This window comes from Pseudomonas sp. FA-1, assembly GCF_056856075.1.
The window spans coordinates 1-24,647 of the sequence record NZ_JBWXTH010000003.1 but is presented as its reverse complement, the minus strand read 5'-3'; the positions used below and the strand labels follow the sequence as shown (position 1 = coordinate 24,647).

Below are 24,647 nucleotides of genomic sequence, written 5' to 3'. Positions count from 1 at the left end.
CCCAAATCAGTTGTTGTAGAGGTCGATGATCGCGCTGACGGCCTGGTTCTTCGCCTTGGCCGCGTCGTTGCGCGACTGCTCGATACGCTCCAGGTAGGCGTCGTCGATGTCGCCGGTGACATATTCACCGTTGAACACCGCGCAATCGAAGTGCTCGATCTTGATCTTGCCGCCACCGACCGAATCGATCAGGTCAGGCAGGTCCTGGTAGACCAGCCAGTCGGCGCCGATCAACTCGGCCACCTGTTCGGTGGTACGGTTGTGGGCGATCAGTTCGTGAGCGCTCGGCATGTCGATGCCGTAGACGTTGGGATAGCGCACCGCGGGGGCCGCGGAGCAGAAGTAGACGTTCTTGGCGCCGGCTTCACGGGCCATCTGGATGATCTGCTTGCAGGTGGTGCCGCGCACGATGGAATCGTCCACCAGCATCACGTTCTTGCCGCGGAATTCCAGCTCGATGGCATTGAGCTTCTGGCGCACCGACTTCTTGCGCGCGGCCTGGCCAGGCATGATGAAGGTACGGCCGATGTAGCGGTTCTTGACGAAGCCTTCGCGGAACTTGACGCCCAGGTGGTTGGCCAGCTCCAGGGCCGCGGTGCGGCTGGTGTCCGGGATCGGGATGACCACGTCGATGTCATGGTCCGGGCGCTCGCGCTGGATCTTCTCGGCCAGCTTCTCGCCCATGCGCAGGCGCGCCTTGTACACCGAGACGCCGTCCATGATCGAGTCCGGACGGGCCAGGTAGACGTGCTCGAAGATGCACGGCTGCAGCTTCGGGTTGTTGGCGCACTGCTTGGTGAACATCTGCCCCTCTTCGGTGATGTACACCGCTTCGCCCGGCGCCAGGTCACGGATCAGGGTGAAGCCGAGCACGTCCAGGGCAACGCTTTCCGAGGCGATCATGTACTCGACGCCTTCGTCGGTATGGCGCTGGCCGAACACGACCGGGCGGATGCCGTTGGGGTCACGGAAGCCGACGATGCCGTAGCCGGTGATCATCGCCACCACCGCATAGCCACCGACGCAGCGGCTGTGCACGTGGGAGACCGCGGCGAACACGTCTTCCTCGGTCGGCTGCAGCTTGCCACGCACGGCCAGCTCGTGGGCGAACACGTTCAGCAGCACTTCCGAGTCGGAGTTGGTGTTGACGTGGCGCAGGTCAGACTCGTAGATCTCCTTGGCCAGCTGCTCGACGTTGGTCAGGTTACCGTTGTGGGCCAGGGTGATGCCGTAAGGCGAGTTGACGTAGAACGGCTGGGCCTCGGCCGAGGTCGAGCTGCCCGCGGTCGGGTAGCGGACGTGGCCGATACCCATGTGGCCGACCAGGCGCTGCATGTGGCGCTGCTGGAAGACGTCGCGCACCAGGCCGTTATCCTTGCGCAGGAACAACCGGCCGTCGTGGCTGGTCACGATACCGGCAGCGTCCTGGCCGCGGTGCTGGAGCACGGTTAGCGCGTCATACAGCGCCTGATTGACGTTCGACTTACCGACGATACCGACGATGCCACACATGCGACGCAACCCCTACTTTGATGAAACTTGATTGAAAAGCGCTCAAGGCCTGGTGGGCCCGAGCAACTGTTCCTTGAACGGAAGATCAGCGGGTGCGCTGACTCCACTGGACATCCACTGACCGGTGAACCCCAGGATCAGGTTCTTCGACCAGTCAGCGACAAGGAGGAACTGTGGGATCAGGCGCGATTCCTGCCACCACGGGTCCTGTTGTACCGGCCCCAGGCTCAACAGCCCGATGGCCACCACCACCAGCAAAGCCCCCCGCGCGGCGCCGAACGCCATGCCGAGGAAACGATCGGTGCCGGACAACCCGGTCACGCGGATCAGCTCGCCGATGAGGAAGTTGATCATGGCCCCCACCAGCAGGGTGGCGACGAAAAGAATGGCGCAACCGGCGATGATGCGGGCCGAGGGCGTCTGGATATAGCTTTCAAGATACTGCGAAAGGGAGCCGCCGAACATCCAGGCGACCGCACCGGCGACGATCCAGATGAGCAGGGACAAGGCTTCCTTGACGAAGCCGCGCTTGAGACTGATCAATGAGGAAATGGCGATGATCGCGATGATCGCCCAATCAACCCAGGTAAATGCCACGGTGCTGCCTGCCGACGTTTGAGGCGGCGCATTTTACCAGAGCGGCGGGCTTGGGGTAAGCGGAATGTCAGGCGATTCGCGAGGGCCCTATCGCCGGCAAGCCGGCTCCCACAGGGGTGCATGGTGGAAGCAACTGTCTTGGGTTGCTTGCCCCGACCCTATCGCTGGCAAGCCAGCTCCCGAAGGTTTGGCGGTGTCTCTAACAACAGCGCAGAACAGGTGGGAGCCGGCTTGCCGGCGATGGGGCTGCAAGCGCAGCCCTACAGGCTCAGCCGCGCTCGGGCTGGAAGCGCACCACGAAGCCCTTGAGGTTGTGCTGGCGGTTGATCGCGTCGCGCAAGCGCTCGGCCTCGGCACGCTCGATCAGTGGCCCGACATAGACGCGGTTCATGCCACCGGCCGAGCGGACGTAGGCGTTATACCCCTGGCTGCGCAGGGTATTCTGCAGCTTGTCGGCACCTGCGCGATTGGACAGGCTGGCCAGCTGGATCGACCAGCTCACCGGCAGGCCATTGGCATCGACCTTGGACGGCGCGGCAGGCTTGGGCGCGGTGGCCGTCGGGGTGGGCGCCACAGCCGGCGCGGCCTCGACCTTCGGCGCCGGCTTGGGCACCTGCGCCTGGGCGACTGCTGGCTGGGACGGCCCTGGGGTGATCGGCTGGCTGGGCGTGGTCATGGGTGCGGTGGACTCGTTGACCACCACCGGCGGTTGCTCCGGTACCTCAGGCAAAGGCTGAGGTTCCGGCACCTGCACAGGGGTCACCTCCACCTGCGGCAAGCTCGGCATCGCCGGCGCCTCGGGCGCCTCGACACGCACCTGGCGCATCTCGTCCTCGCGGGTGAACAGCATAGGCAGGAAGATCACCGCCAGCGCCACCAGCACCAACGCACCGACCATGCGCTGCTTCATCCCTTTATCCAGCACTGCCATCTACTCCTCCGGAGCTTGCCGCTCTAGCCATTCCAGGGCTTGGCCAACACAGAAAAACGAACCGAACAGCAGGATCTGATCGTCTGCCGTCGCCTGCGCGCACTGCCCTTCGAGGGCTGCACCGACGCTGGTGTAAGACTTCACCGCCGCACCGAGGTTCGTCAAGGCCGCCGCCAGTTCCGCAGCCGGGCGGCTGCGGGGGGTATCCAGCGGCGCCACCGCCCATTCGTCGACCAACCCCTTGAATGGTGCGATCACGCCCTCCAGGTCCTTGTCGGCGAGCAGGCCGAATACCGCCAGGCGGCGCCCCTTGACCGGGCGCGCGGCCAGACGGGCAGCCAGGTATTCGGCGGCATGGGGGTTGTGCCCCACATCCAGCAACAGCTCCAGGCGCCGGCCTTGCCAGCGCACCGTGCGGCGGTCCAAACGACCGGTCACCTGGGTATCGAGCAGCGCCTGGCGAATCTGCCCAGCCTCGAAAGGCAAGCCCATCAGCAGATAGGCCTGCAACGCCAGAGCGGCGTTCTCCATCGGCAGATCCAGCAGCGGCAGGTCATGCAGCTCCACGCTGCTACCGTCGGGCCGGCTGCCCCGCCATTGCCAATGCTGGTCGGTGGTTGCCAGGTCGAAATCGCGGCCGCGCAACAGGAACGGGCAAGCCAGTTCGCGCGCCTTGTCCAGCAAAGGCTGTGGGGGGTTGAGATCGCCACACAGGGCAGGTTTGCCCTGACGGAAGATCCCCGCCTTCTCGAAGGCCACGGATTCGCGGGTATCGCCCAGGTAATCGGCATGATCCACGCCGATGCTGGTGACCAGCGCCAGGTCCGCATCGACCAGGTTGACGGCATCCAGGCGACCACCCAGACCGACCTCGAGCACCACGGCGTCCAGCGAGGACCGCTGGAACAGCCAGAAGGCCGCCAGGGTGCCCATTTCGAAGTAGGTCAGGGTAATCTCGCCACGGGCCGCCTCGACGGCCGCGAAGGCTTCGCACAGGCGCTCATCGCTGGCCTCGACACCGTCGATACGCACCCGTTCGTTGTAACGCAACAGGTGTGGCGAGCTGTACACACCGACCTTCAGGCCCTGGGCCCGGAGCAACGCAGCGACGAACGCACAGGTCGAGCCCTTGCCATTGGTGCCGGTGACCGTCACCACTCGGGGCGCAAGCCTGCCCAGCCCTAGCCGGGCAGCCACCTGCTGCGACCGCTCCAGCCCCATGTCGATGGCCGAAGGGTGCAGCTGCTCGAGGTAGGCGAGCCAGTCGCCCAGGGTATGAAGGTTCATCACGCGACGGCAGCCACCTCGAGGGCCTCTGCCGGGGTCGGCTGGCCGGTCATCTGCGCCAGCAGGCGAGCCAGGCGCGGACGCAGCTCGCCACGGGAGATGATCAGGTCGATGGCACCATGCTCGAGCAGGAACTCGCTGCGCTGGAAGCCTTCTGGCAGCTTCTCGCGCACGGTCTGCTCGATCACACGGGGGCCGGCGAAGCCGATCAGGGCCTTCGGTTCGCCGACGATGACATCGCCAAGCATCGCCAGGCTCGCGGAAACACCGCCGTAGACAGGGTCGGTCAACACCGAGATGAACGGAATGCCTTCTTCGCGCAGGCGCGCCAGCACAGCGGAAGTCTTGGCCATCTGCATCAGCGAGATGAGCGCTTCCTGCATACGCGCGCCGCCGGATGCGGAGAAGCAGACCATCGGGCAGCGGTGCTCGAGGGCGTAGTTGGCCGCGCGTACGAAGCGCTCGCCGACGATGGCCCCCATGGAACCGCCCATGAAGGAGAATTCGAAGGCGCTGACCACGATCGGCATGCCCATCAGGGTACCGCTCATGGAAATCAGGGCATCTTTCTCGCCGGTCTGCTTCTGGGCCGCGGTCAGGCGGTCCTTGTATTTCTTGCCATCACGGAACTTCAAACGGTCGACCGGCTCCAGGTCAGCGCCCAGCTCGGCACGGCCTTCGGCGTCGAGGAAGATGTCGATACGCGCACGGGCGCCGATGCGCATGTGGTGGTTGCACTTGGGGCAGACATCCAGGGTCTTTTCCAGCTCCGGACGATACAGCACGGCCTCGCAGGCCGGGCACTTGTGCCACAGGCCTTCAGGCACCGAGCTCTTCTTCACCTCGGAACGCATGATCGAAGGGATCAGTTTGTCGACTAACCAGTTGCTCATGCTTTCTTTCTCCAGTATCGGTGGGCGGGGGCCGGTCTGGCCGGCCATGCCCTGCCCTTGAGCTCATGTTCTTCAATGAAACGATGACGGCCCGGCTCCGAGGCCCGCGCGATGCGGGGCCAGCCTGGTGGCCGGGCCATCGTCAACCTGTCATGCCGGTAGTCCGCACGGCCCGCCCCATGGGCAGGCCTGACAGCACCGGGCTGCGAAAGCTATGGACGATGGCGCGCGGGCAGCCGTCACATCCGTCGTCACGCCTGTTTCACCGCACGCATGAACGCCTCGATCTTCGCGGCGTCCTTGATCCCCTTTGCCTGCTCCACGCCGCCGCTGACATCCACCGCGAACGGACGCACCTGGGCAATGGCCTGGCCGACGTTGCCGGCCGACAGGCCACCGGCCAGGATGATCGGCTTGCTCAGGGAGGCCGGCACCAACGACCAGTCGAAGGCCTCGCCCGTACCGCCCGGGATGCCGGGCACGTAGGTGTCCAAGAGAATGCCACGGGCGCCGGCGTACTGCTGGCAAGCCGCCTCGAGGTCATCGCCAGGGCGTACCCTCAGGGCCTTGACCCAGGGGCGATGGTAGCCTTCGCAATCGGCTGGGGTTTCATCGCCGTGGAACTGTAGCAGGTCCAGCGGCACAGCTTCGAGAATCTCGTTGAGTTCGCAACGCGAGGCGTTGACGAACAGGCCGACCGTGGTCACGAACGGCGGCAGTGCGGCAATGATGGCCCGCGCCTGATGCACATCCACCGCTCGCGGGCTCTTGGCGTAGAAGACCAGGCCGATGGCATCGGCGCCGGCTTCGGCGGCCGCCAGGGCGTCCTCGATACGGGTAATCCCGCAGATCTTGCTGCGAACGTTGCTCATGGACAGCGAACCTTGGGTGATCGGTGAAAGGCCGGATGTTAGCAAATGACGTTTCGCCCGTCAGTCCGCCAGCGCCTCGTAGCCGGTCAGAAAGTGTGGGCCGATGTAACGGACCGGCAGGGCGAATTCCTCGGGGTACTCCACCTGGACCAGATACAGGCCATAGGGGTGGGCGGTCACACCGCCCTCCCGGCGGTTACGCCCCTCCAGCACCTCACGCGCCCAGCTGACCGGCCGCTCGCCGGCCCCGATGGTCATCAGCACACCGGCGATGTTGCGTACCATGTGGTGCAGGAAGGCCGTGGCCCGGACATCCAGCACGATCATCTTGCCGTGGCGGGTGACCCGTAGGTGATGGATGTGCTTGATCGGCGACTTGGCCTGGCACTGGCTGGCCCGGAAGGCACTGAAGTCGTGGGTACCCAGAAGGAACTGCGCGGCCTCGGCCATGCGCGCGACGTCGAGCGGACGGTGGTTCCAGGTCACTTCCTCGGCCAGGTGCGCAGGGCGGATCGGGTCGTTGTAGATAACGTAGCGATAGCGTCGCGCGGTCGCCTTGAAGCGGGCATGGAAATGCGCCGGCATCGGCTTGGCCCAAGTGACGCTGATGTCATGGGGCAGGTTGAAATTGGTGCCCAGGGTCCAGGCTCGCTCGTCGCGCACGGCACGGGTGTCGAAATGGACGATCTGCCCGCAGCCGTGCACGCCGGCATCGGTGCGCCCGGCACAGATCACCGAAATCGGCTCGTTGGCCACCGTCGACAGGGCTTGTTCCAGGGCCTGCTGGACACTCGGCACACCGCTGGCCTGGCGCTGCCAGCCGCGGTAGCGCGAACCTTTGTATTCCACGCCCAGGGCGATGCGGGCGTAGCCTTCGGCCGCCGATTCGGCCGGGTCGATGTCATTGATGTCCAAGAGCGCGAAACCTGTGGGTGAAACGGAAGGCGGGCATTATAACGGCAACGGCAGCCGGGAGGACTGCCGTTGCTGGCAAAGCCCGTCATGGACAATGCCGACCTATCGCGGGACAAGCCCTTGCACAGGCCTCCCCCCAGGGCACGCCTGGATCTCAGACCAGCCGCGACAGCATGTCCTCGGCCTCCTGGCGCTGCTCGTCATCGCCATCCTTGACCACTTCATCGAGGATATCGCGGGCGCCCTGGTGGTCGCCCATGTCGATGTAGGCACGCGCCAGGTCGAGCTTGGTGGCCACCTCATCGGCGCCGGAGAAGAAGTCGAAGTCCAGGTCGTCCAGCGGGTCCGGCTCCTGGGCGGCATCGGCGGCAGTGAAGTGCGGCTCCAGCGACGGCGACTCCAGGCTCTGGGACAGCTTGTCCAGCTCGGCATTGACGTCATCGAGCTCCGAGGCGAACTGCTTGTCGGCCGGCGACTCATCGTCCAGCGACAGCGACAGGTCGAAGTCTTCCGGCAGCTCCAGCTCCGAGAGCGGGTCGAATTCCGGAATTTCGTCGAAAGCCGCCAGCTCTGCAGCTACGTCGACCGGGGCGTCTTCCGTTGCTGCCGGCGCTTGTGGCTCACCGACATCCAGGTCGAAATCGGACAGGTCATCGAGACTCTGCGGCTCGGCCTGGGCTTGCTCCAGCAGGGCTTCGAAATCGGCATCGGCGTCGGTGGCAACCGGTTCGGCTTCCTGTGGCGCAGCTTCGGCCACTTCGGCTTGCTCCGACGGCGCGGCCTCAAGCGTGGCATCCACCGGCAGGTCATCGTCCAGGCTCAGGTCGAATGCGCCGTCCAGATCATCTTCTTCGATGGCAGGGACGTCGGCGACAGCCTCCAGCGCTGCCTCAGGCGAGTGCTCGGTCGCGATAGGTGTATCGAGCGGGTCCGGCTCGGCGTCTGCAGGCGCCTGTTCGCCGTCCTGCAGCAGATCGTGGACGTACTGCTTGTCCATCTCGGCCGCCAGGGCCGCCGCCCCCAGGCCAAGGGCGGCGACGCCGAGCATGGCCGGGAAGCGTTCCTTCAAGGTGTCGACCTGGGCCTTGTTCTGGTCGGTAGGCGAAAGCGCACGCTCCTGATCGGCAAAGGCGGTCTGGTCGCCTTGGCGGGCATAGACTTCCATCAGTTTCAAACGTAGGTCGCTGCGCTGCGGCTCGGCAGCCACTGCCGGCTCGAGCAGGTCGGCGGCATGGTTCAGGCGGCCTTGCGCCAGGCTCTGGTCCACCTCGGCCAGCAGGCTGGCCATCGGGTCCTTGTCAGGTGCAGGCGTTGCCGGCGCGGGCGCCGGCTCCGGTGCAAGCGGTTTTTCCGCAGCCGTGGCAGCGGCGGCCGAAGCGGCGACCACCGCCGGCGAGAGCTTCACGCTCGGCGCCGATACATCCAGATCATCGAAGCTTCCGGGCGGCGCGTTCAGGTCAGGGCTGCGTTCGCCCTCCTCGGCCAGTGCACGCGCCATGCGCAGGTGCTTCTCGGCTTCTTGCTGGGCCTTGCGCTTGCGGGCAAGCAACAACAGCAACAGCAGCAGCACCAGGAACGCAGAACCGGCGAGCAGACCCAACAGCAACGGGTTGCCCATCAGTTCGTCGAGCACGCTCTGGGCCTGCTCGCCTTGCTCGGCTGGGGCCGTGTCCACGGCGGCCGGAGCTGGCTTGACCACCGGCTCGGCCGACGGCAGCTGGGCATTGACCGGCGGTTGCGTGGGTGCCGGCTCGCCAGGCAACGCGGCAGGCGGCGGGGTTTGCGCCGCCGCCCCCTGCGCTTCGAGGCGTGCCAGCTGGTCGTTCTTGAGCTCGATCAGCCGCTGCAGCTTGTCCAGCTGGCTCTGCAGGTCGGCCATGCGGCTCTTGAGTTCCTCGTTGTCACGGCGGCTGGTGTCCAGGCTTTCCTGGGCCACCGCGAGCTTGTCGCTGAGGGCCTTGGTCTCCCCCGCTTCGCCCTGCCCGCCCGGGCTGACCAGGCGCAGGTTGTCACCCTGGGCAATACGCTCCGGCGCCTCACCGGCCGCTGCGCGCCGGGTGGCGTCCAGCTGCCGGGCACGCGGCCCCAGGCGCCGCCCCTCACGCCAGGCGGCATACTGCTCGGCCACCTCGCGAACGGCTTCGCCCTGGGGAATGCTCTGGACCTGTTGCGGGTCGGGCAGACGCAGGACCTGCCCGGTCTTGAGTTGGTTGATGTTATTGCCGATGAAAGCATCGGGGTTCAAGGCCTGGATCGCCAGCATGGTCTGCTGGATCGAGCCGCCTTGGGTGTTGCGCGCAGCGATCTGCCACAGGGTGTCGCGGCGCTTGGTGGTGTAGCTGCCCGCACCGCTGACTGCCGGTTCGACATTGGCCGCCGACGGCGCCTCGCCCTGGGCCTTGGCTTGGTCGAGCAGGACATTGTAGTCACGCAACAGGCGGCCCTGGGGCCACATCACCTGGACCAGGAACTTCACCACCGGCGCCGGCAATGGCTGGCTGGAGGTCACCCGCAACACACTCTTGCCGTTGGGGTTGATCACCGGGGTGAAGGTGAGGTCCTCAAGGTAGCTGGGATAGGCCACGCCTGCCTTGGCGAATTCTTCCGGTGGCGCGAGGCTCGGCGCCACTTCAGCCGCGGTGAGGTCGCGCACATCGAGCAGTTCGATCTCGGCATCCAGTGGCTGGTTCTGTGCCGACTTGAGGGTCAGCTCACCCAACCCGAGGGCGTTCGCCATGCCGGACGACAACGCCGAGGCTGCCGCCATGGCCAGAACCAGTTTGCGAATTCGAAGCATGACCTCTTCCCTTGTAAGAATCGTCCTGAAACCTGCGTATGGTGCAGGACAAAAGTACCCGCCAGTATCTTTTACGCCATGTCTTTTATCAACAACGCGGCCACTTGCACGGCGTTGAGCGCTGCGCCCTTGCGCACGTTGTCGGTGGTCAGCCACAAATTGAGCTGCTCTTGTTCGTCGATACCATGGCGTACACGACCAACATAGACCACGTCTTGGCCCACTGCGTCGCCGACGGCCGTCGGAAAGTCGTCCGGCTCGACCAATTCGATGCTTTCGGCGGCTTCCAGGGCATCGTTGACGGCGGCCAGGTCGACCGGGCGCCGGCTCTGCACGGCCACGCTGAAGCTGTCGCCATAGAACACCGGAGCCTGGACGCAGGTCACGGAGATTTTCAGGGTCGGCAGGTCGAGCAGTACGCGCAGTTCATCGACCAAGCGGCGTTCAAGGCGGGTGTGGCCTTGCTCATCGGCAGCGCCTACCCGCGCCAGCAGGTTGAAAGCCACCTGGCGGTCGAAGAAGCGCGGCTCCAGTGGCCGGGCGTTGAGCAGCTCGGCGGTCTGGCGCGCCAGTTCATTGACCGCTTCACGGCCCTGGGCTGAGACGGCCAGGCATGCCATGACCTGCACGCGCTCGATGTCCAGCAGGCCCTTGAGCGGTGCCAGGGCCACGGCCAGGGCCACGGCGGCAGCGCTGGGGCTGGCGATCAGAGCAGGTTGCTCGAGCTTGGCGAGCTGGTCGCCGTTGGCCTCGGGCACCACAGCCATGGCCTGATCCAGGCCGCCGGACAGGTCGATGACCATGCAGCCGGCCAGCTGGGCCTTGGGGGCGAAGCTGCGGGTCACGGCGGGGCTGGCGGCGAAGAATGCAAGCTTGGCCTGGGTGAAATCGAAGCTGTCGACTTCGCGTACACGCAGTTTCTTGCCGCGGAACATGAGGTTACTGCCGGCCGATTCCATGCTGGCCAGCAGGTGCAGGGTAGCGACGGGGAACTCGAGTTCCTCGAGGATCTGGACGAGGGTTTCGCCGACGTTACCGGTGGCACCGATGATGGCGATGTCGATGGGCTGGGGCATGTGGGATCCTTCTGGTGGAACTTGGGGTGGGCACTTTACTTGGGTTGGACGGCTGAGGGTAAGTGCTTGGCTTGAGTTTTGGGGTGGGGCGGCGCGCGATTTCCGCTCCCCAAACCGTACCCCCATAAACAAAAAACCCGCACCACCAGGGCACGGGTTTTTTGTTCAATCCACCGAGGGGGCGATCAACGCTCCAGCAGGATTCGCAGCATGCGGCGCAGCGGCTCGGCAGCACCCCACAGCAGCTGGTCACCCACAGTGAAGGCGCCCAGGTACTGCGAGCCCATGTTCAGCTTGCGCAAACGGCCAACCGGCACGTTCAGGGTACCGGTCACCTTGGTCGGGCTCAGCTCCTGCATGCTGATGTCACGCTGGTTCGGCACCAGCTTCACCCAAGGATTGTGCTGGCTGATCATGCCTTCGATGTCCGCCAGCGGCACGTCCTTGTTCAGCTTGATGGTCAGCGCCTGGCTGTGGCAACGCATGGCGCCGATACGCACGCAGATGCCATCGACCGGGATCGGGTTCTTGAAGCGACCGAGGATCTTGTTGGTCTCGGCCTGGGCCTTCCATTCCTCGCGGCTCTGGCCGTTCGGCAGCTCCTTGTCGATCCAGGGGATCAGGCTGCCCGCCAGCGGTACGCCGAAGTTCTCGGTCGGGAAGGCTTCGCCGCGCATGGTCTCGGCGACCTTGCGGTCGATGTCGAGGATGGCGCTGGCCGGGTTGGCCAGGTCATCGGCCACCGCCGCGTGGATGCCGCCCATCTGCTTGATCAGTTCACGCATGTTCTGCGCGCCGGCACCGGAGGCCGCCTGGTAGGTCATGGCGCTCATCCACTCCACCAGGCCCGCCTCGAACAGGCCACCCAGGCCCATCAGCATCAGGCTGACGGTGCAGTTGCCGCCGATGTAGTTCTTGGTACCGGCGTCCAGCTGCTGGTCGATGACCTTGCGGTTGACCGGGTCGAGGATGATCACCGCGTCATCGTGCATGCGCAGGGACGAGGCGGCGTCGATCCAGTAGCCCTGCCAGCCGGCTTCGCGCAGCTTGGGGAAGACTTCGTTGGTGTAGTCGCCGCCCTGGCAGGTCAGGATGACGTCGAGGGTCTTGAGTTCTTCGATGCTATAGGCGTCCTTGAGCGGAGCAATGTCCTTGCCCACGTTCGGACCCTGGCCACCCACGTTGGACGTGGTGAAGAACACCGGCTCGATGAGGTCGAAATCCTGCTCCTCCAGCATCCGCTGCATGAGCACGGAACCGACCATACCGCGCCAACCGATCAGACCTACACGTTTCATCGCAACTACACCTTTGCTAAAAGTGGGCCGCCATCGAAGGGAAGACGATGGCGGGCCAGAGAGATTACAGATTCCGCAGCGCTGCGACTACTGCGTCGCCCATTTCCTGCGTACCTACCTTGCTGCACCCGGCCGACCAAATGTCGCCGGTACGCAGGCCTTGGTCCAGCACCCGGCTGACAGCCTGCTCGATCGCGTCGGCGGCAGCCACCTGGTTGAAGCTGTAGCGCAGCATCATCGACACCGACAGGATGGTCGCCAACGGGTTGGCGATGCCCTGCCCGGCGATGTCTGGGGCCGAGCCGTGGCACGGCTCGTACATGCCCTTGTTGTTGGCATCGAGCGACGCAGACGGCAGCATGCCGATGGAACCGGTCAGCATGGAAGCTTCATCCGACAGAATGTCACCGAACATGTTGTCCGTCACCATCACGTCGAACTGCTTGGGTGCACGGACCAGCTGCATGGCGGCGTTGTCGACGTACATGTGGCTGAGTTCGACGTCCGGGTAGTCCTTGGCCACGTCCTCGACCACTTCGCGCCAGAGCTGGCTGGAGGCCAGGACGTTGGCCTTGTCCACCGAGCACAGCTTCTTGCCGCGCACACGAGCCATGTCGAAGCCGACGCGGGCGATGCGGCGCACTTCGCTTTCGCTGTACGGCAGGGTGTCGTAGGCCTGGCGCTCGCCGCCTTCGAGTTCGCGCTGGCCGCGCGGAGCACCGAAGTAGATGCCGCCGGTCAGCTCACGGACGATGAGGATGTCCAGGCCGGCGACGATTTCCGGCTTGAGCGAGGAGGCATCGGCCAGTTGCGGGTAGAGGATCGCCGGACGCAGGTTGGCGAACAGGCCCAGTTGAGAGCGGATCTTCAGCAGGCCACGCTCGGGGCGGATGTCGCGCTCAAGCTTGTCCCACTTCGGCCCGCCCACCGCACCGAGCAGCACTGCGTCGGCCTTGCGTGCGCGCTCCAGGGTCTCGTCGGCCAGCGGCACGCCGTGCTTGTCGATGGCGGCACCGCCGATGACGTCGTGCTCCAGGGTGACGCCGAGCTGGAACTTGTCGTTGGCCAGCTCCAGCACCTTGACGGCCTCGGCCATGATTTCCGGGCCGATGCCATCACCTGGGAGAATCAGAATCTGCTTGCTCATGCTTTCCTCTATCCATTCACACGGTGCAGCCAAGCGGGCCACACCGAAAAGTTCTTAACGCTCGGCCCACAACACCAGCACGTCCGTGCTGAACGAGCCATCGGCCTCGACTTGGTAATACTGCCGCACTTCTTCGCCCATGGCTTGCTGCAACTGGCGGATGGCCACGCGCATCGGCTCGGGGGTGCGCATGCGCTCGACCCAGCTGCCGAACTCCAGGCGCAGCGGCTGACGGGTATGGCTGCGTACATGCAGGCCCGCCTCGCTGACCTGGCGCTGCCATTCGGCGGCGGAGTAATCACGCACGTGACTGGTATCACGCAGCACTTCCACCGTTTGCAGGTAGGTGTCGAGCAATGGGCTACCTGGCGACATGACGTCGATGAAGGCCGCTACGCCGCCCGGCTTGAGCACCCGGCGCACTTCGCGCAGGGCCAGCCCAAGGTCGCTCCAGTGATGGGCCGAGTAGCGGCTGAAGACGAAGTCGAACGCGGCGTCGGCGAACGGCAGGCGTTCGGCGGCGCCGCGTTCGGTAGTGATATTGGCCAGGCCGCGCTCGGCAGCGGCACGGGCGACCACGTCGAGCATGGCTTGGGAGAGGTCGTAGGCAACCACTTCGGCCACCAGCGGAGCGACATGGAAACTGACATGACCGGCACCGCAGCCCAGATCCAGTACACGGGCATGGCCCTGCCCCGCCAACTCGGCCTGCAGCAGGGCGAATTCACTGCCCTGTGCATGCACGGCGCTGCTGAGGTAGGCGTTGGCCTGTTCGCCGAACTGGCGTTGGACAACATCGGTGTGTTGGGTGCTGGTCATGTCTCGATCCTTTGGGTTTCTTGCTGCCTGCACCGGCCCTTTCGCAGGTAAACCCGCTCCCACAGGACCTCTACAGGTGTCGAACCCTGCGCTGTACCTGTGGGTGCGGATCTACCCGCGAAGAGGCCGGTACTGTCACCTGCACACTTCAGGCATCACGGAACAGCCAAGGCTGCGCTGCGCGGTGCTTGCCTTCGAATGCCTTGATCGCGTCGCTGTCCTGCAGGGTCAGGCCGATGTCATCGAGGCCGTTGAGCAAGCAATGCTTGCGGAAGGCGTCAATCTCGAAGTGCAGCACCTTGCCGTCCGGACGGGTCACGGCCTGGGCCTGCAAATCGATGGTCAGCTGATAGCCCGGGTTGGCCTCGACCTGCCTGAACAGCTCGTCGACTTCCTCGTCGCTGAGGATGATCGGCAGCAGGCCATTCTTGAAGCTGTTGTTGAAGAAGATGTCGGCGAAGCTCGGGGCGATGACGCTACGGAAGCCGTATTCGTCCAGCGCCCACGGAGCGTGCTCGCGGCTCGAACCGCAACCGAAGTTCTCCCGTGCCAGCAACACACTGGCTCCCTGGTAGCGTTCGTGGTTGAGCACGAAATCCTTGTTCAACGGGCGCTTGCTGTTGTCCTGGTAGGGCTGGCCCACGTCCAGGTAGCGCCACTCGTCGAACAGGTTGGGGCCGAAGCCGGTACGCTTGATCGACTTCAGAAATTGCTTGGGGATGATCTGGTCGGTGTCGACGTTGGCGCGATCCAATGGCGCGACAAGGCCGGTGTGCTGGGTAAAGGCTTTCATGCTGCGCTCCCTTGGATCAACTCGCGGACATCGATGAAGTGGCCGGTCACTGCGGCGGCGGCGGCCATGGCCGGGCTGACCAGGTGGGTACGGCCACCGGCGCCCTGACGGCCTTCGAAGTTGCGGTTGGAGGTCGAGGCGCAATGCTCGCCGCTCTCCAGACGGTCCGGGTTCATGGCCAGGCACATGGAACAGCCGGGCTCACGCCATTCGAAACCGGCCTCGATGAAGATCTTGTCCAGCCCTTCACGCTCGGCCTGGGCCTTGACCAGGCCGGAGCCCGGTACCACCAGCGCCTGCTTGACGTTGGCCGCGACCTTGCGGCCCTTGGCGATCTCGGCAGCGGCGCGCAGGTCTTCGATACGCGAGTTGGTGCACGAGCCGATGAAGACGCGGTCGAGCTTGATGTCGGTGATCGCCTGGTTGGCGGCCAGGCCCATGTACTTGAGCGCTCGCTCGATGGAGCCGCGCTTGATCAGGTCAGGCTCGGCGGCCGGGTCCGGCACGCGCTGGTCGACGGCCAGGACCATCTCCGGCGAGGTGCCCCAGCTGACCTGTGGCTTGATCTGCGAGGCGTCCAGTTCGACCACGGTGTCGAACACCGCGTCGGCATCGGAGACCAAACCCTTCCAGGCCTGCACCGCCTGCGTCCACTGCTCGCCCTTGGGCGCGTACGGGCGGCCCTCGACGTAGGCGACGGTGGTGTCGTCCACAGCCACCAGACCCACACGGGCACCGGCTTCGATGGACATGTTGCAGATGGTCATGCGGCCTTCCATGGACAACTCACGGATGGCGCTGCCGGCGAACTCCATGGCGTGGCCATTGCCACCGGCGGTGCCGATCTTGCCGATCACGGCCAGGACGATGTCCTTGGCGGTCACGCCGGCAGGCAAGGTGCCTTCGACGCGCACCAGCATGTTCTTCATCTTCTTGGCGACCAGGCACTGGGTGGCGAGCACATGCTCGACCTCGGAGGTGCCGATGCCGTGGGCCAGCGCGCCGAAGGCACCGTGGGTCGAGGTGTGCGAGTCGCCGCAGACCACGGTCATGCCAGGCAAGGTGGCGCCCTGCTCAGGGCTGATGACGTGGACGATGCCCTGGCGTTCGTCGTTCATCTTGAATTCGACGATGCCGTACTCGTCACAGTTCTCGTCGAGGGTCTGCACCTGCAGGCGCGACACCTGGTCGACGATGGCATCGATGCCGCCCTTGCGCTCGGGCGTGGTCGGCACGTTGTGGTCCGGGGTGGCGATGTTGGCATCGATGCGCCACGGCTTGCGGTTGGCCAGGCGCAGGCCTTCGAAGGCCTGGGGCGAGGTCACTTCGTGGATGATGTGACGGTCGATGTAGATCAAGGACGAACCATCGTCGCGTCGCTTGACTTCATGTGCTTCCCAGAGTTTGTCGTAGAGCGTTTTGCCAGCCATCAGACTGTTCCTCATCAGCGTATTTCTATGCCAATAACCCCTTGGCTTGTACGGTCGATGCTATGGCGTTAGATTGAATAACTCAAATTCATAATTTTTATGCTTTGGATAACCAATAGGAATTCGATGCCGTGGACCTGGCTAACCTCAGCGCTTTCATCGCCATCGCCGAGACCGGCAGCTTTTCGGGGGCCGGTGAACGCCTGCACCTGACCCAGCCAGCCATCAGCAAGCGCATCGCCGGGCTCGAGCAGCAACTGGACGTACGCCTGTTCGACCGTCTGGGCCGCGAAGTGACACTGACCGAGGCGGGCCGGGCCCTGCTGCCGCGCGCCTACCAGATCCTCAACGTACTGGATGATACCCGACGGGCGTTGAACAATTTGACCGGCGAAGTCACGGGTCGCCTGACCCTGGCCACCAGCCACCATATCGGCCTGCACCGCCTGCCCCCGCTGTTACGGGCCTTCACCCGGGAGCACCCCGGCGTTGCGCTGGATATTCAGTTCCTCGATTCGGAAGCGGCCTACGATGAAATTCTCCATGGCCGTGCGGAAATTGCCGTGATCACCCTTGCCCCCGAGCCTCATCACCTGATTCGGGCAGTGCCGGTATGGGACGATGCCCTGGATTTCGTTGCAGCACCGGAACACCCCTTGGCCAGCAACCAGCAGGTCGGCCTCGCCGATGTGGCCCGCCACCCGGCTGTATTCCCCGGCGGCAACACCTTCACCCACCACATCGTCCAGCGGCTGTTCGAAAGCCAGGGGCTGACACCGAACATCGCCATGAGCACCAACTACCTGGAAACCATCAAGATGATGGTGTCCATCGGCCTGGCCTGGAGCGTGCTACCGCGCACCATGCTCGATGAACAGGTTGCATCCATCGCCTTGCCCGGCATACAGCTGTCTCGCCAGCTAGGCTACATTCTGCATACGGAACGCACGCTGTCGAATGCGGCCAGGGCGTTCATGGCCTTGCTCGACAGTCACGCGGGGTCCGCCTGACCCCGGGTCGGTCGGCCTTCTTCAAGGACGCGTCATCCGCCAAAGGTCTGGTATCGATGCCAAAATCAGCAAACCGTTTTCCGCGCCTGCCGCGCATCCACGCGGCGGATCCCCAGGAGTCGGAGCAGACCTGGCAGAACGCCCCGCAACTGCTGGCCGCGCTCAATGGGGCCCGTCTCGGCGCCTGGCTCTGGGATATCGAAAGCGGCCGGGTCAGTTGGTCCCGCGCCACCCAGGCACTGTTCGGTTTCGACCCGCAGCGGCCGATGCCCCGCGATATCGACTACCTCGAGTTGTTGCCCGAGGAAGACCGCGCCCGCACACGCCAGGTGTTCCAGGCCGTGGTCAATGGCGAGCCGGTGGAACAGGCCATGCGCCACCGCATCCGCTGGCCGGACGGCAGCCTGCATTGGCTGGAGATCAATGGCAGCCTGACCCACGACCACCACGGCCGCCCGCAGATGATCGGCGTGGTACGTGAGATCACCCGCCAACGGGAGCGGGAAACCGCGCTGATCAACTCGGAAAAGCGCTTTGCCACGCTGTTTCACCTGAGCCCCAATGCCATTCTCCTGACCCGCCGCCACGACGGCATGATCTACGAGGTCAACCAGCACTTCGAGGACATGTTCGGCTGGCCGGGCGACCAGGTGGTCGGCAAGACCACCCTGGAGCTGGGCCTGTGGGTCAACCCTGACCTGCGCCACCAAGTGCTGGACAATACCCGCGGCAACGGCGGCCCGCTGACCCTGGAAGTGCAGTTCCGGGCCAGTACCGGCAAGCTCCATGACGGCATCTTGTGCACCCAGAGCATCGAGCTCGAGGGCGTGACGTACCTGCTCAGCACCTTCGTCGACACCAGCGAACGCAAGCGCGCCGAACAGGCGCTCAAGGACAGCCAGGAGCGCCTGGACCTTGCGCTGGACTCCGCGCAACTGGGCACCTGGGACTGGCACATCCCCAGCGGCATGCTCTATGGCTCGGCCCGCGCCGCGCAATTGCACGGGCTGGAACCGGTGCCGTTCCACGAGTCCTTCGACGCCTTCTTCGAGGGCGTGCCCGAGCAGGAGCGCAACGTCATGCGCCAGGCCTACCGCAGCCTGCGCGAAGGGCCGGCGGGCAACTACCAGATCACCTATCGCGTGCAACTGGAGAACGGCGCCTCGCGCTATATCGAAAGCCGCGCCCGCCTGTACCGCGACGAGCAAGGCAACCCGCTGCGCATGGCCGGCACCCTGCTCGACATCACCGATCAAGTGGAACGTGAACAGCGTCTGACGGCCTCGGAGGAAAAGTTCGCCAGCCTGTTCCAGGTCAGCCCCGACCCGATCTGCGTGACCCGCCAGGACAGTGGCCAGTTCATCGAGATCAACCGCGCCTTCACCCAGACCTTCGGCTGGAGCGCCGACCAGGTAATCGGCCGCACTGCCGAGCAGATCGGCCTATGGGCCGAATCGGCCGCCCGCGCGCAGCGCATCGAGCGGGTGATCCGCGAAAAAGCCCTGAGCAACGTGGCAGTGGTGGTCAATCACCGCAACGGCACCGCCCTCACTTGCCTGATTTCCAGCTGCCTGATCACGGTCGACGGTGCCCCCTGCAGCGTCACGACGCTGCGTGACATCACCCAGCAGCAGCGCGCCGAGGCAGCGCTCAAGGCCAGCGAGGAAAAGTTCGCCAAGGCCTTCCATTCCAGCCCCGACGCCATCACCCTCACCGAACGCAGGACGGGCCGCTACCTGGAGGTGAACGATGGTTTCTGCCGACTGACCGGTTACAGCGCTGCCGAGGTGATCGGCCGCAGCGTCTATGAGATCGGCATCTGGGCCGACGAGAAGCAACGCGCCGCCTTGTTGACCGAGCTCAAGGAGCATGGCCGGGTGCATCACCGGGAAATGCTCGGGCGCAACAAACGCGGTGACATCCTGACCGTGGAGGTCTCGGTGGAACCGCTCAGCCTCAACGAAGCCGACTGCCTGCTGTTGACCGCCCGGGACGTCAGCCAGTTGAAGAATGCGCAGGCACAGATCCGCCACCTGGCCTACCACGACCCACTGACCAACCTGCCCAACCGCGCCCTGCTGATGGACCGCCTGAGCCAGCAGATCGCCCTGCTCAAGCGTCACAACCTGCGCGGCGCCCTGCTGTTCCTGGACCTGGACCACTTCAAGCACATCAACGACTCCCTCGGCCACCCGGTGGGCGATACCGTGCTCAAGATCATCACCGCCCGCCTGGAGGCCAGCGTTCGCCTGGAAGACACCGTGGCGCGCCTGGGCGGCGACGAGTTCGTGGTGCTGCTCAGCGGCCTGGAGGGCAGCCGCGAACAGGTCGAGCACAAGGTCCGCGACCTGGCCGACACCCTGCGCGAGCTGCTCGCCGAGCCAATGTCCCTGGACGGCCAGCGCCTGCAGGTGACGCCGAGCATCGGCGTGGCGTTGATTCCCGACCACGGCGCGACCCCGGCCGACCTGCTCAAACGTGCCGATATCGCCCTCTACCGGGCCAAGGACTCGGGGCGCAACACCACACAGCTGTTCCATACCACCATGCAGAAGGCGGCCAGCGAGCGCCTGCGCATGGAGACCGACCTACGCCTGGCCCTGGCCAGAGGCGAGCTTGCCCTGCACTTCCAGCCCCAGGTCGATGCCCGCGACAACCGCATCGTCGGCGCCGAAGTGCTGCTGCGCTGGCATCACCCTCAGCTGGGCCAGCAACCTCCGGCGCAGTTCATCCAGGTATTGGAAGAAAGCGGCCTGATCCTCGAAGTTGGCAACTGGATTCTCGACGAAGCCTGTGATGCCTGCGCACGCATGCTGGCCGACGGGCTGATCGATGCCGACGACTTCAGCCTGTGCGTCAACATCAGCCCCCGGCAATTCCGCCAGAACGATTTCGTCGAACGGGTGCTGCGCAGCCTGGACGACTACCGCCTGCCACGGAGCATGCTGACGCTGGAGATCACCGAGGGTATCGTCATCCAGAACCTGGAGGACACCATCAGCAAGATGCGCGAACTCAAACGCTATGGGGTGAGCTTTGCCATGGACGACTTCGGCACAGGCTACTCCTCACTGACCTACCTCAAGCGCCTGCCGGTGGATGCCCTGAAGATCGACCAGACCTTCGTGCGCGACGCCCCCAACGACCCGAACGACGCCGAGATCGTCCGGGCCATCGTGGCCATGGCCCGCAGCCTGGACCTGGCGGTGATCGCCGAAGGGGTCGAGCAGTCCGGGCAGCTGGAATTCCTCGAGCGCCAGGGTTGCCACCTGTACCAAGGCTACCTGCACAGTCGGCCACTGCCGCTGATAGAGTTCCGCCAGATATTGATCGAGACCCCGGCGGATTATTGAGGCGCGTCCCAGAAACGCAAAAAGGGCACCCGAAGGTGCCCTTTCTTCACTGAGCCGAACTCAGTTCAACGCAGGCTGTTCGCCATTGATCGGGATGCGCTTGGGCTTGGCTTCTTCCGGCACGATGCGCAGCAGGTCGATGCTGAGCAGGCCGTTGGCCAGGCCCGCGGCCTTCACCTCGATGTGGTCAGCCAGGCGGAAGGACAGCTTGAAGGCGCGCTGGGCAATGCCCTGGTGCAGGTAGGTAACGCCTTCGGTGCTGTTGTCGCGCTTGCCGCCGGTGACGGTCAGGACGCCTTTCTCGACCTGAAGGTCGAGGTCCTGCTCCTGGAAACCGGCTGCGGCAACCACGATGCGATAGTGGTCATCGCCGTGCTTTTCCACATTGTAGGGAGGGTAGCTGCTACCCGCCTCGTTACGTGCCGCGGACTCGAACAGGTCATTGAAACGGTCGAAGCCGACGGAATTGCGGAACAGCGGTGCGAGAGAGAAAGCGGTAGTCATGGTCATGAACTCCTGAGATTCAGCAAGTTAAGTCACTACGCGACCCGACTTCGGCATCGCGTACTCAAGAGATAGGGGCCGACAAGACGGTTTCAAGAGGCATGAGCAAAATTTTTTGTGCGCCAGCTCCGTGAAGCAATTGCCTTGGATTGGGCCGGTCAGGCAACGCACTCATCGAATGCCTGCACGCCAACCCCGAGCAGCCCACTGATCCGCAGGCAGTCATCCTCGCGCCGCAACTGGGCGAACAATGCCACCGCCTCAGGATAGCTGCGGGTCAGCATGGCCAGCCACTGCTTCAGCCGCCCCGGCGCATAGCGCGGCGACAGCTTGGCCTGGGCCTGGCGCCAGAATTCGCGCAGCAGCGGCAGCAGCTCGTCCCAGCTCATGGGCTGATAGTCCCGCCCATCGCGCGCAGCGGCGATCTGCAGGCCCAGGTCCGGCCGCGAGACCAGGCCCCGGCCGAGCATGATGTCCTCGGCTCCGCTGACTTCACGGCAACGACGCCAATCGTCCACGCTCCAGATCTCGCCATTGGCGAACACCGGCACCTTCACCACATCCTGTACCCGCGCCACCCACTCCCAGTGAGCCGGCGGCTTGTAGCCTTCGACCTTGGTCCGGGCATGCACCACCAAATGCCCGGCACCGCCTTCGGCCAAGGCCGTGGCGCATTCCAGGGCGCCGTCCGGGCTGTCGAAGCCCAGGCGCATCTTCGCCGTTACCGGAATGTGTGCCGGCACCGCCCGGCGCACTTCACGAACAATGGCGTGCAGCAGCTCCGGCTCCTTGAGCAACACCGCGCCACCGCGTGACTTGTTCACGGTCTTGGCCGGGCAGCCGAAGTTCAGGTCGATCACTGGCGCGCCAAGCTCGCAGGCCAGCACCGCGTTATCGGCCAGGCACGCCGGGTCGGAGCCGAGCAGTTGCACGCGCATCGGCACCCCGGCTGCGGTCCGTGCGCCCTGGCGCAGCTCCGGCGCCAGCTTGTCGAACGACGAAGGCGGCAACAGGCGATCGCAGACACGGATGAACTCGGTGACGCACCAATCGATGCCACCGACCCGGGTCAGGACGTCGCGCAGGATGTTGTCGACCAGCCCCTCCATGGGGGCCAGGGCAATTTGCATTTCAGGGTCTCAGCGCAAAAAGGCGGCAGTCTAGCAAAAAAGACAGCGCGTTCAGGCGCCGATCAGCGCCGGGCCGTAGCCGTCGAGAAACTCGGCTGGCATGCGCTTGGGCTTGCCGCTGGAAAGCTCGATACAGGCGAAGGTGGTTTGTGCGCGCAGCACGGTGACACCATCGCGGGGGCGCTTGAGCTGGAAGCGGCGGGTCATGCGCAGGCGCTGGTCCCAGTCGATGATCCAGGTGGCCAGTTGCAGCTCGTCGTCCTCGTAGGCGGCGGCCAGGTAGTCGATTTCGTGGCGCACCACGGCCATGGCGCGGTCCAGGCGCCGGTATTCGGCCAGGTCCAGCCCCAGGCGCTGGGAATGCCGCCAGGCGCAGCGCTCCAGCCAGGTGACGTAGACGGCGTTGTTGGCGTGGCCGAGGCCGTCGATGTCCTCGGCGCCGACGCGAAGGTCGATGATGAATGGCGATGCCAGGTCCCAGCTCATGCCCGCTCCCATTGGTCAGTGAACGGGCAGAGTGTACCGGATCTCAGGCGCTTTGCCGTGCGCCGATCGCGGTGCGGGCCAGCAGCTCGAGCACGGCCTCGTTCAGCCGCGGGTCGGCCAGCACACGCTGGTGCCCACCCTCCTCCAGCACCATCAGGCGGCTGTCGAACCAGGCCTTGTGGATCAACTGGGCCTCGCTGGCCGGCACCAGGGGGTCGTCACTGGCGTGCACCACCAGCCCGGGCACGTCCAGCTGATAGCCGCTGACGTCCAGGCGCGAAATCTGCACGCCGACATCCTGTTCGATCTGACGAATGAAGGCCGCCCTGGCGCGTGCCGGCAGCCCTAGCCGATGGGCGAAGCCACGCAGAACACCCAATAGCTGCGCCGGCGCAGCGATGCTCACCGCCGCCTCGGTACGCAAGCCCCATTGCAAAGCCAGCAGCAGGCTGGCGCCCCCCATGGAATGGCCGATCACGGCCCGCAGCGGTGGCAATTCGCCAGCGGCCTCCAACAGGGCACGGGCGAACAGCACCACATGCGCCTGTTGGCCTGGAGAGCGACCATGGGCCGGGCCCTCCAGGGCGACCACCGTATGCCCGGCGGCCACCAGGGTGTCGATCAGCGCGGCGAATTGCGTTGGACGCCCTTCCCAACCGTGCATCATCAACACGGTCGGTCCCTTGCCCCAGCGCAGGGCCGACAAGCCGAAACGCAGTGTGATGCGCTCGGCCCTGGCCAGCAGCGGCAGCTCCCACTGCCGCGGGGGCAAATTGCGCGGGGTCATGAAGGCCCGGCGCATTCTCCCGGCGACATGCTCGGGGGCCAGGCGGCCGAGGGTTGCGTTGACGCCGCGAATCCAGCTCAGGGTAGTCATGGCTTGCTCCAGGGGAGGTGGTTCAGATCACCGCCGACTTGGCGGCACGCAGGATCCGGTCGGACAGCTCGGTACCGCCCAGGGCTCGGGCCAGGGCCAGGCCGCCAACCATCAAGGCGAGGTCGGCGATGGCCTTGTCGATGTCTTCGGGCCGATCGACCATCTGCGCGGTGATCAGCTCGATGTGCTCGGCCAGCACCTCACGGAAGGCACCCGGCAAACGCTGCATCTCGCTCAAGGCATTGGGCAGCGGGCAGGCATGCTCCTCGGCATCGCGGTGCTTGCGCGACAGGTAGAAGGCCGCTACCAGGGCCCGCCGCCCTTCGGCATCGAGGCTGGGGTCCACCTGGGCGAGCAATGCACGTCGCTCACCCAGTAACTGGCGAAACGCCTCCAGCATAAGTTCATCCTTGCTGTCGAAATGGGCATAGAACCCACCTACCGTCAGCCCTGCGGCGCTCATTACCTGGCTCACGCTCGGTTCAGCGGGGCCGTGCTGGATAAGGGCGCTGCAGGCCGCATCCAGGATGCGCTCGCGGGTCTTGCTCTTCTTGTCGCTCATGGCCGGCTCTCGAAAACATTATGAGCGTAATATTATGCTCGTAATATTTATTGGCAAGCAAAATCTGCTGCCGGCCGTGCAGCAGATGTTTTTCGGAAGGAGAAAAACAAAAGGCCCATTCAATATGCGAATGAGCCTTTGAAGTCCCGCAAAACGCGGGTAAAAATGGCGTCCCCTAGGGGACTCGAACCCCTGTTACCGCCGTGAAAGGGCGGTGTCCTAGGCCACTAGACGAAGGGGACGTGAACCTTCGTGCAGGCTGCTTACGCAGGCCCTGGCAGAATTGGTGGAGCTAAGCGGGATCGAACCGCTGACCTCCTGCATGCCATGCAGGCGCTCTCCCAGCTGAGCTATAGCC

General features: G+C 64.9%; 20 protein-coding genes, 1 tRNA gene and 1 pseudogene. 2 read left to right on the top strand and 20 right to left on the bottom strand.

What is annotated here, in order from left to right; translation table 11 throughout:
* Positions 1-6: 6 nt before the first annotated feature.
* From purF to leuC, 14 genes and pseudogenes are all read right to left on the bottom strand, one after another.
* Positions 7-1,512: an amidophosphoribosyltransferase gene (gene purF, locus AC1MHZ_RS07050; RefSeq protein ID WP_084855061.1), complete on the bottom strand. Its 1,506-nt coding sequence runs from the start codon at positions 1,510-1,512 to the stop codon at positions 7-9.
* A gap of 42 nt (positions 1,513-1,554) precedes the next feature.
* Positions 1,555-2,109, bottom strand: coding sequence for a CvpA family protein (locus AC1MHZ_RS07045; protein WP_084855060.1), 555 nt, complete (start codon positions 2,107-2,109; stop codon positions 1,555-1,557).
* A 268-nt stretch (positions 2,110-2,377) separates the two neighbouring features.
* On the bottom strand, positions 2,378-3,040 hold the full coding sequence (locus AC1MHZ_RS07040) for an SPOR domain-containing protein (protein WP_084855059.1): 663 nt from the start codon (positions 3,038-3,040) through the stop codon (positions 2,378-2,380).
* Positions 3,024-4,327 (bottom strand): annotated as a pseudogene (gene folC / locus AC1MHZ_RS07035) (bifunctional tetrahydrofolate synthase/dihydrofolate synthase). Before folC ends, AC1MHZ_RS07040 begins: the two are co-directional and overlap by 17 nt.
* Complete coding sequence (accD, locus tag AC1MHZ_RS07030; protein ID WP_084855144.1) at positions 4,327-5,220, bottom strand: acetyl-CoA carboxylase, carboxyltransferase subunit beta; 894 nt, start codon at positions 5,218-5,220, stop codon at positions 4,327-4,329. The pseudogene folC and the gene accD overlap by 1 nt, the downstream one beginning before the upstream one ends.
* A 251-nt stretch (positions 5,221-5,471) precedes the next feature.
* On the bottom strand, positions 5,472-6,092 hold the full coding sequence (locus tag AC1MHZ_RS07025; protein WP_084855058.1) for a phosphoribosylanthranilate isomerase: 621 nt from the start codon (positions 6,090-6,092) through the stop codon (positions 5,472-5,474).
* 60 nt (positions 6,093-6,152) lie between these two features.
* A complete protein-coding gene (truA, locus tag AC1MHZ_RS07020) occupies positions 6,153-7,007 on the bottom strand; it encodes a tRNA pseudouridine(38-40) synthase TruA (RefSeq protein ID WP_416768257.1) in 855 nt (284 codons plus the stop codon).
* A 154-nt stretch (positions 7,008-7,161) separates the two neighbouring features.
* Entirely contained in the window at positions 7,162-9,804 is a 2,643-nt protein-coding gene (locus AC1MHZ_RS07015; RefSeq protein WP_482966168.1) for a motility hub landmark protein FimV, read from the bottom strand.
* Between the two features lie 71 nt (positions 9,805-9,875).
* Positions 9,876-10,880, bottom strand: coding sequence for an aspartate-semialdehyde dehydrogenase (locus AC1MHZ_RS07010; protein WP_482966167.1), 1,005 nt, complete (start codon positions 10,878-10,880; stop codon positions 9,876-9,878).
* A 185-nt stretch (positions 10,881-11,065) separates the two neighbouring features.
* Positions 11,066-12,178 carry an aspartate-semialdehyde dehydrogenase gene (gene asd, locus AC1MHZ_RS07005; RefSeq protein ID WP_084855054.1) on the bottom strand — a complete coding sequence of 371 codons (1,113 nt, stop codon included), beginning with the start codon at positions 12,176-12,178 and terminating at the stop codon, positions 11,066-11,068.
* Positions 12,179-12,242: 64 nt separating this feature from the next.
* On the bottom strand, positions 12,243-13,325 hold the full coding sequence (leuB, locus tag AC1MHZ_RS07000; RefSeq protein ID WP_084855053.1) for a 3-isopropylmalate dehydrogenase: 1,083 nt from the start codon (positions 13,323-13,325) through the stop codon (positions 12,243-12,245).
* Between the two features lie 54 nt (positions 13,326-13,379).
* A complete protein-coding gene (locus AC1MHZ_RS06995) occupies positions 13,380-14,144 on the bottom strand; it encodes a class I SAM-dependent methyltransferase (protein WP_084855052.1) in 765 nt (254 codons plus the stop codon).
* A gap of 148 nt (positions 14,145-14,292) precedes the next feature.
* On the bottom strand, positions 14,293-14,937 hold the full coding sequence (gene leuD / locus AC1MHZ_RS06990) for a 3-isopropylmalate dehydratase small subunit (RefSeq protein WP_084855051.1): 645 nt from the start codon (positions 14,935-14,937) through the stop codon (positions 14,293-14,295).
* The gene (gene leuC, locus AC1MHZ_RS06985) at positions 14,934-16,367 is read right to left on the bottom strand and encodes a 3-isopropylmalate dehydratase large subunit (RefSeq protein WP_084855050.1); all 1,434 of its coding nucleotides are present in this window, start codon (positions 16,365-16,367) and stop codon (positions 14,934-14,936) included. Before leuC ends, leuD begins: the two co-directional genes overlap by 4 nt.
* 131 nt (positions 16,368-16,498) lie before the next feature.
* Between leuC and AC1MHZ_RS06980 the strand changes: the two genes are divergently transcribed.
* Positions 16,499-17,377 carry a LysR family transcriptional regulator gene (locus AC1MHZ_RS06980; protein ID WP_084855049.1) on the top strand — a complete coding sequence of 293 codons (879 nt, stop codon included), beginning with the start codon at positions 16,499-16,501 and terminating at the stop codon, positions 17,375-17,377.
* 56 nt (positions 17,378-17,433) lie between these two features.
* Complete coding sequence (locus tag AC1MHZ_RS06975) at positions 17,434-20,730, top strand: PAS domain S-box protein (protein WP_482966166.1); 3,297 nt, start codon at positions 17,434-17,436, stop codon at positions 20,728-20,730.
* 60 nt (positions 20,731-20,790) lie between these two features.
* Here AC1MHZ_RS06975 and AC1MHZ_RS06970 read toward each other — a convergent pair whose 3' ends face one another.
* The 6 genes from AC1MHZ_RS06970 to AC1MHZ_RS06945 all read right to left on the bottom strand — a co-directional run bounded on the left by AC1MHZ_RS06970 (position 20,791) and on the right by AC1MHZ_RS06945 (position 24,531).
* Positions 20,791-21,234 carry an Hsp20 family protein gene (locus tag AC1MHZ_RS06970; protein ID WP_084855047.1) on the bottom strand — a complete coding sequence of 148 codons (444 nt, stop codon included), beginning with the start codon at positions 21,232-21,234 and terminating at the stop codon, positions 20,791-20,793.
* A gap of 158 nt (positions 21,235-21,392) precedes the next feature.
* Positions 21,393-22,364, bottom strand: coding sequence for a tRNA dihydrouridine synthase (locus AC1MHZ_RS06965; RefSeq protein WP_084855046.1), 972 nt, complete (start codon positions 22,362-22,364; stop codon positions 21,393-21,395).
* A 51-nt stretch (positions 22,365-22,415) separates the two neighbouring features.
* Positions 22,416-22,850: an acyl-CoA thioesterase gene (locus AC1MHZ_RS06960; RefSeq protein WP_084855045.1), complete on the bottom strand. Its 435-nt coding sequence runs from the start codon at positions 22,848-22,850 to the stop codon at positions 22,416-22,418.
* Positions 22,851-22,893: 43 nt separating this feature from the next.
* Positions 22,894-23,727, bottom strand: a complete 834-nt coding sequence (locus AC1MHZ_RS06955; protein WP_084855044.1) for an alpha/beta fold hydrolase — start codon at positions 23,725-23,727, stop codon at positions 22,894-22,896.
* Positions 23,728-23,749: 22 nt separating this feature from the next.
* A complete protein-coding gene (locus AC1MHZ_RS06950) occupies positions 23,750-24,289 on the bottom strand; it encodes a TetR/AcrR family transcriptional regulator (RefSeq protein ID WP_084855043.1) in 540 nt (179 codons plus the stop codon).
* Positions 24,290-24,455: 166 nt separating this feature from the next.
* Positions 24,456-24,531: transfer RNA gene (locus tag AC1MHZ_RS06945), tRNA-Glu, on the bottom strand.
* Positions 24,532-24,647: the final 116 nt, after the last annotated feature.

Excerpts from the sequence above, each read along its gene's own strand:
- purF (WP_084855061.1), bottom strand. The coding sequence starts at position 1,512 with ATGTGTGGCATCGTCGGTATCGTCGGTAAGTCGAACGTCAATCAGGCG.
- AC1MHZ_RS07040 (WP_084855059.1), bottom strand. The coding sequence starts at position 3,040 with ATGGCAGTGCTGGATAAAGGGATGAAGCAGCGCATGGTCGGTGCGTTG.
- accD (WP_084855144.1), bottom strand. The coding sequence starts at position 5,220 with ATGAGCAACTGGTTAGTCGACAAACTGATCCCTTCGATCATGCGTTCC.
- AC1MHZ_RS07025 (WP_084855058.1), bottom strand. The coding sequence starts at position 6,092 with ATGAGCAACGTTCGCAGCAAGATCTGCGGGATTACCCGTATCGAGGAC.
- AC1MHZ_RS07015 (WP_482966168.1), bottom strand. The coding sequence starts at position 9,804 with ATGCTTCGAATTCGCAAACTGGTTCTGGCCATGGCGGCAGCCTCGGCG.
- AC1MHZ_RS07010 (WP_482966167.1), bottom strand. The coding sequence starts at position 10,880 with ATGCCCCAGCCCATCGACATCGCCATCATCGGTGCCACCGGTAACGTC.
- asd (WP_084855054.1), bottom strand. The coding sequence starts at position 12,178 with ATGAAACGTGTAGGTCTGATCGGTTGGCGCGGTATGGTCGGTTCCGTG.
- leuB (WP_084855053.1), bottom strand. The coding sequence starts at position 13,325 with ATGAGCAAGCAGATTCTGATTCTCCCAGGTGATGGCATCGGCCCGGAA.
- AC1MHZ_RS06995 (WP_084855052.1), bottom strand. The coding sequence starts at position 14,144 with ATGACCAGCACCCAACACACCGATGTTGTCCAACGCCAGTTCGGCGAA.
- leuD (WP_084855051.1), bottom strand. The coding sequence starts at position 14,937 with ATGAAAGCCTTTACCCAGCACACCGGCCTTGTCGCGCCATTGGATCGC.
- leuC (WP_084855050.1), bottom strand. The coding sequence starts at position 16,367 with ATGGCTGGCAAAACGCTCTACGACAAACTCTGGGAAGCACATGAAGTC.
- AC1MHZ_RS06975 (WP_482966166.1), top strand. The coding sequence starts at position 17,434 with ATGCCAAAATCAGCAAACCGTTTTCCGCGCCTGCCGCGCATCCACGCG.
- AC1MHZ_RS06970 (WP_084855047.1), bottom strand. The coding sequence starts at position 21,234 with ATGACTACCGCTTTCTCTCTCGCACCGCTGTTCCGCAATTCCGTCGGC.
- AC1MHZ_RS06965 (WP_084855046.1), bottom strand. The coding sequence starts at position 22,364 with ATGCAAATTGCCCTGGCCCCCATGGAGGGGCTGGTCGACAACATCCTG.
- AC1MHZ_RS06960 (WP_084855045.1), bottom strand. The coding sequence starts at position 22,850 with ATGAGCTGGGACCTGGCATCGCCATTCATCATCGACCTTCGCGTCGGC.
- AC1MHZ_RS06955 (WP_084855044.1), bottom strand. The coding sequence starts at position 23,727 with ATGACTACCCTGAGCTGGATTCGCGGCGTCAACGCAACCCTCGGCCGC.
- AC1MHZ_RS06950 (WP_084855043.1), bottom strand. The coding sequence starts at position 24,289 with ATGAGCGACAAGAAGAGCAAGACCCGCGAGCGCATCCTGGATGCGGCC.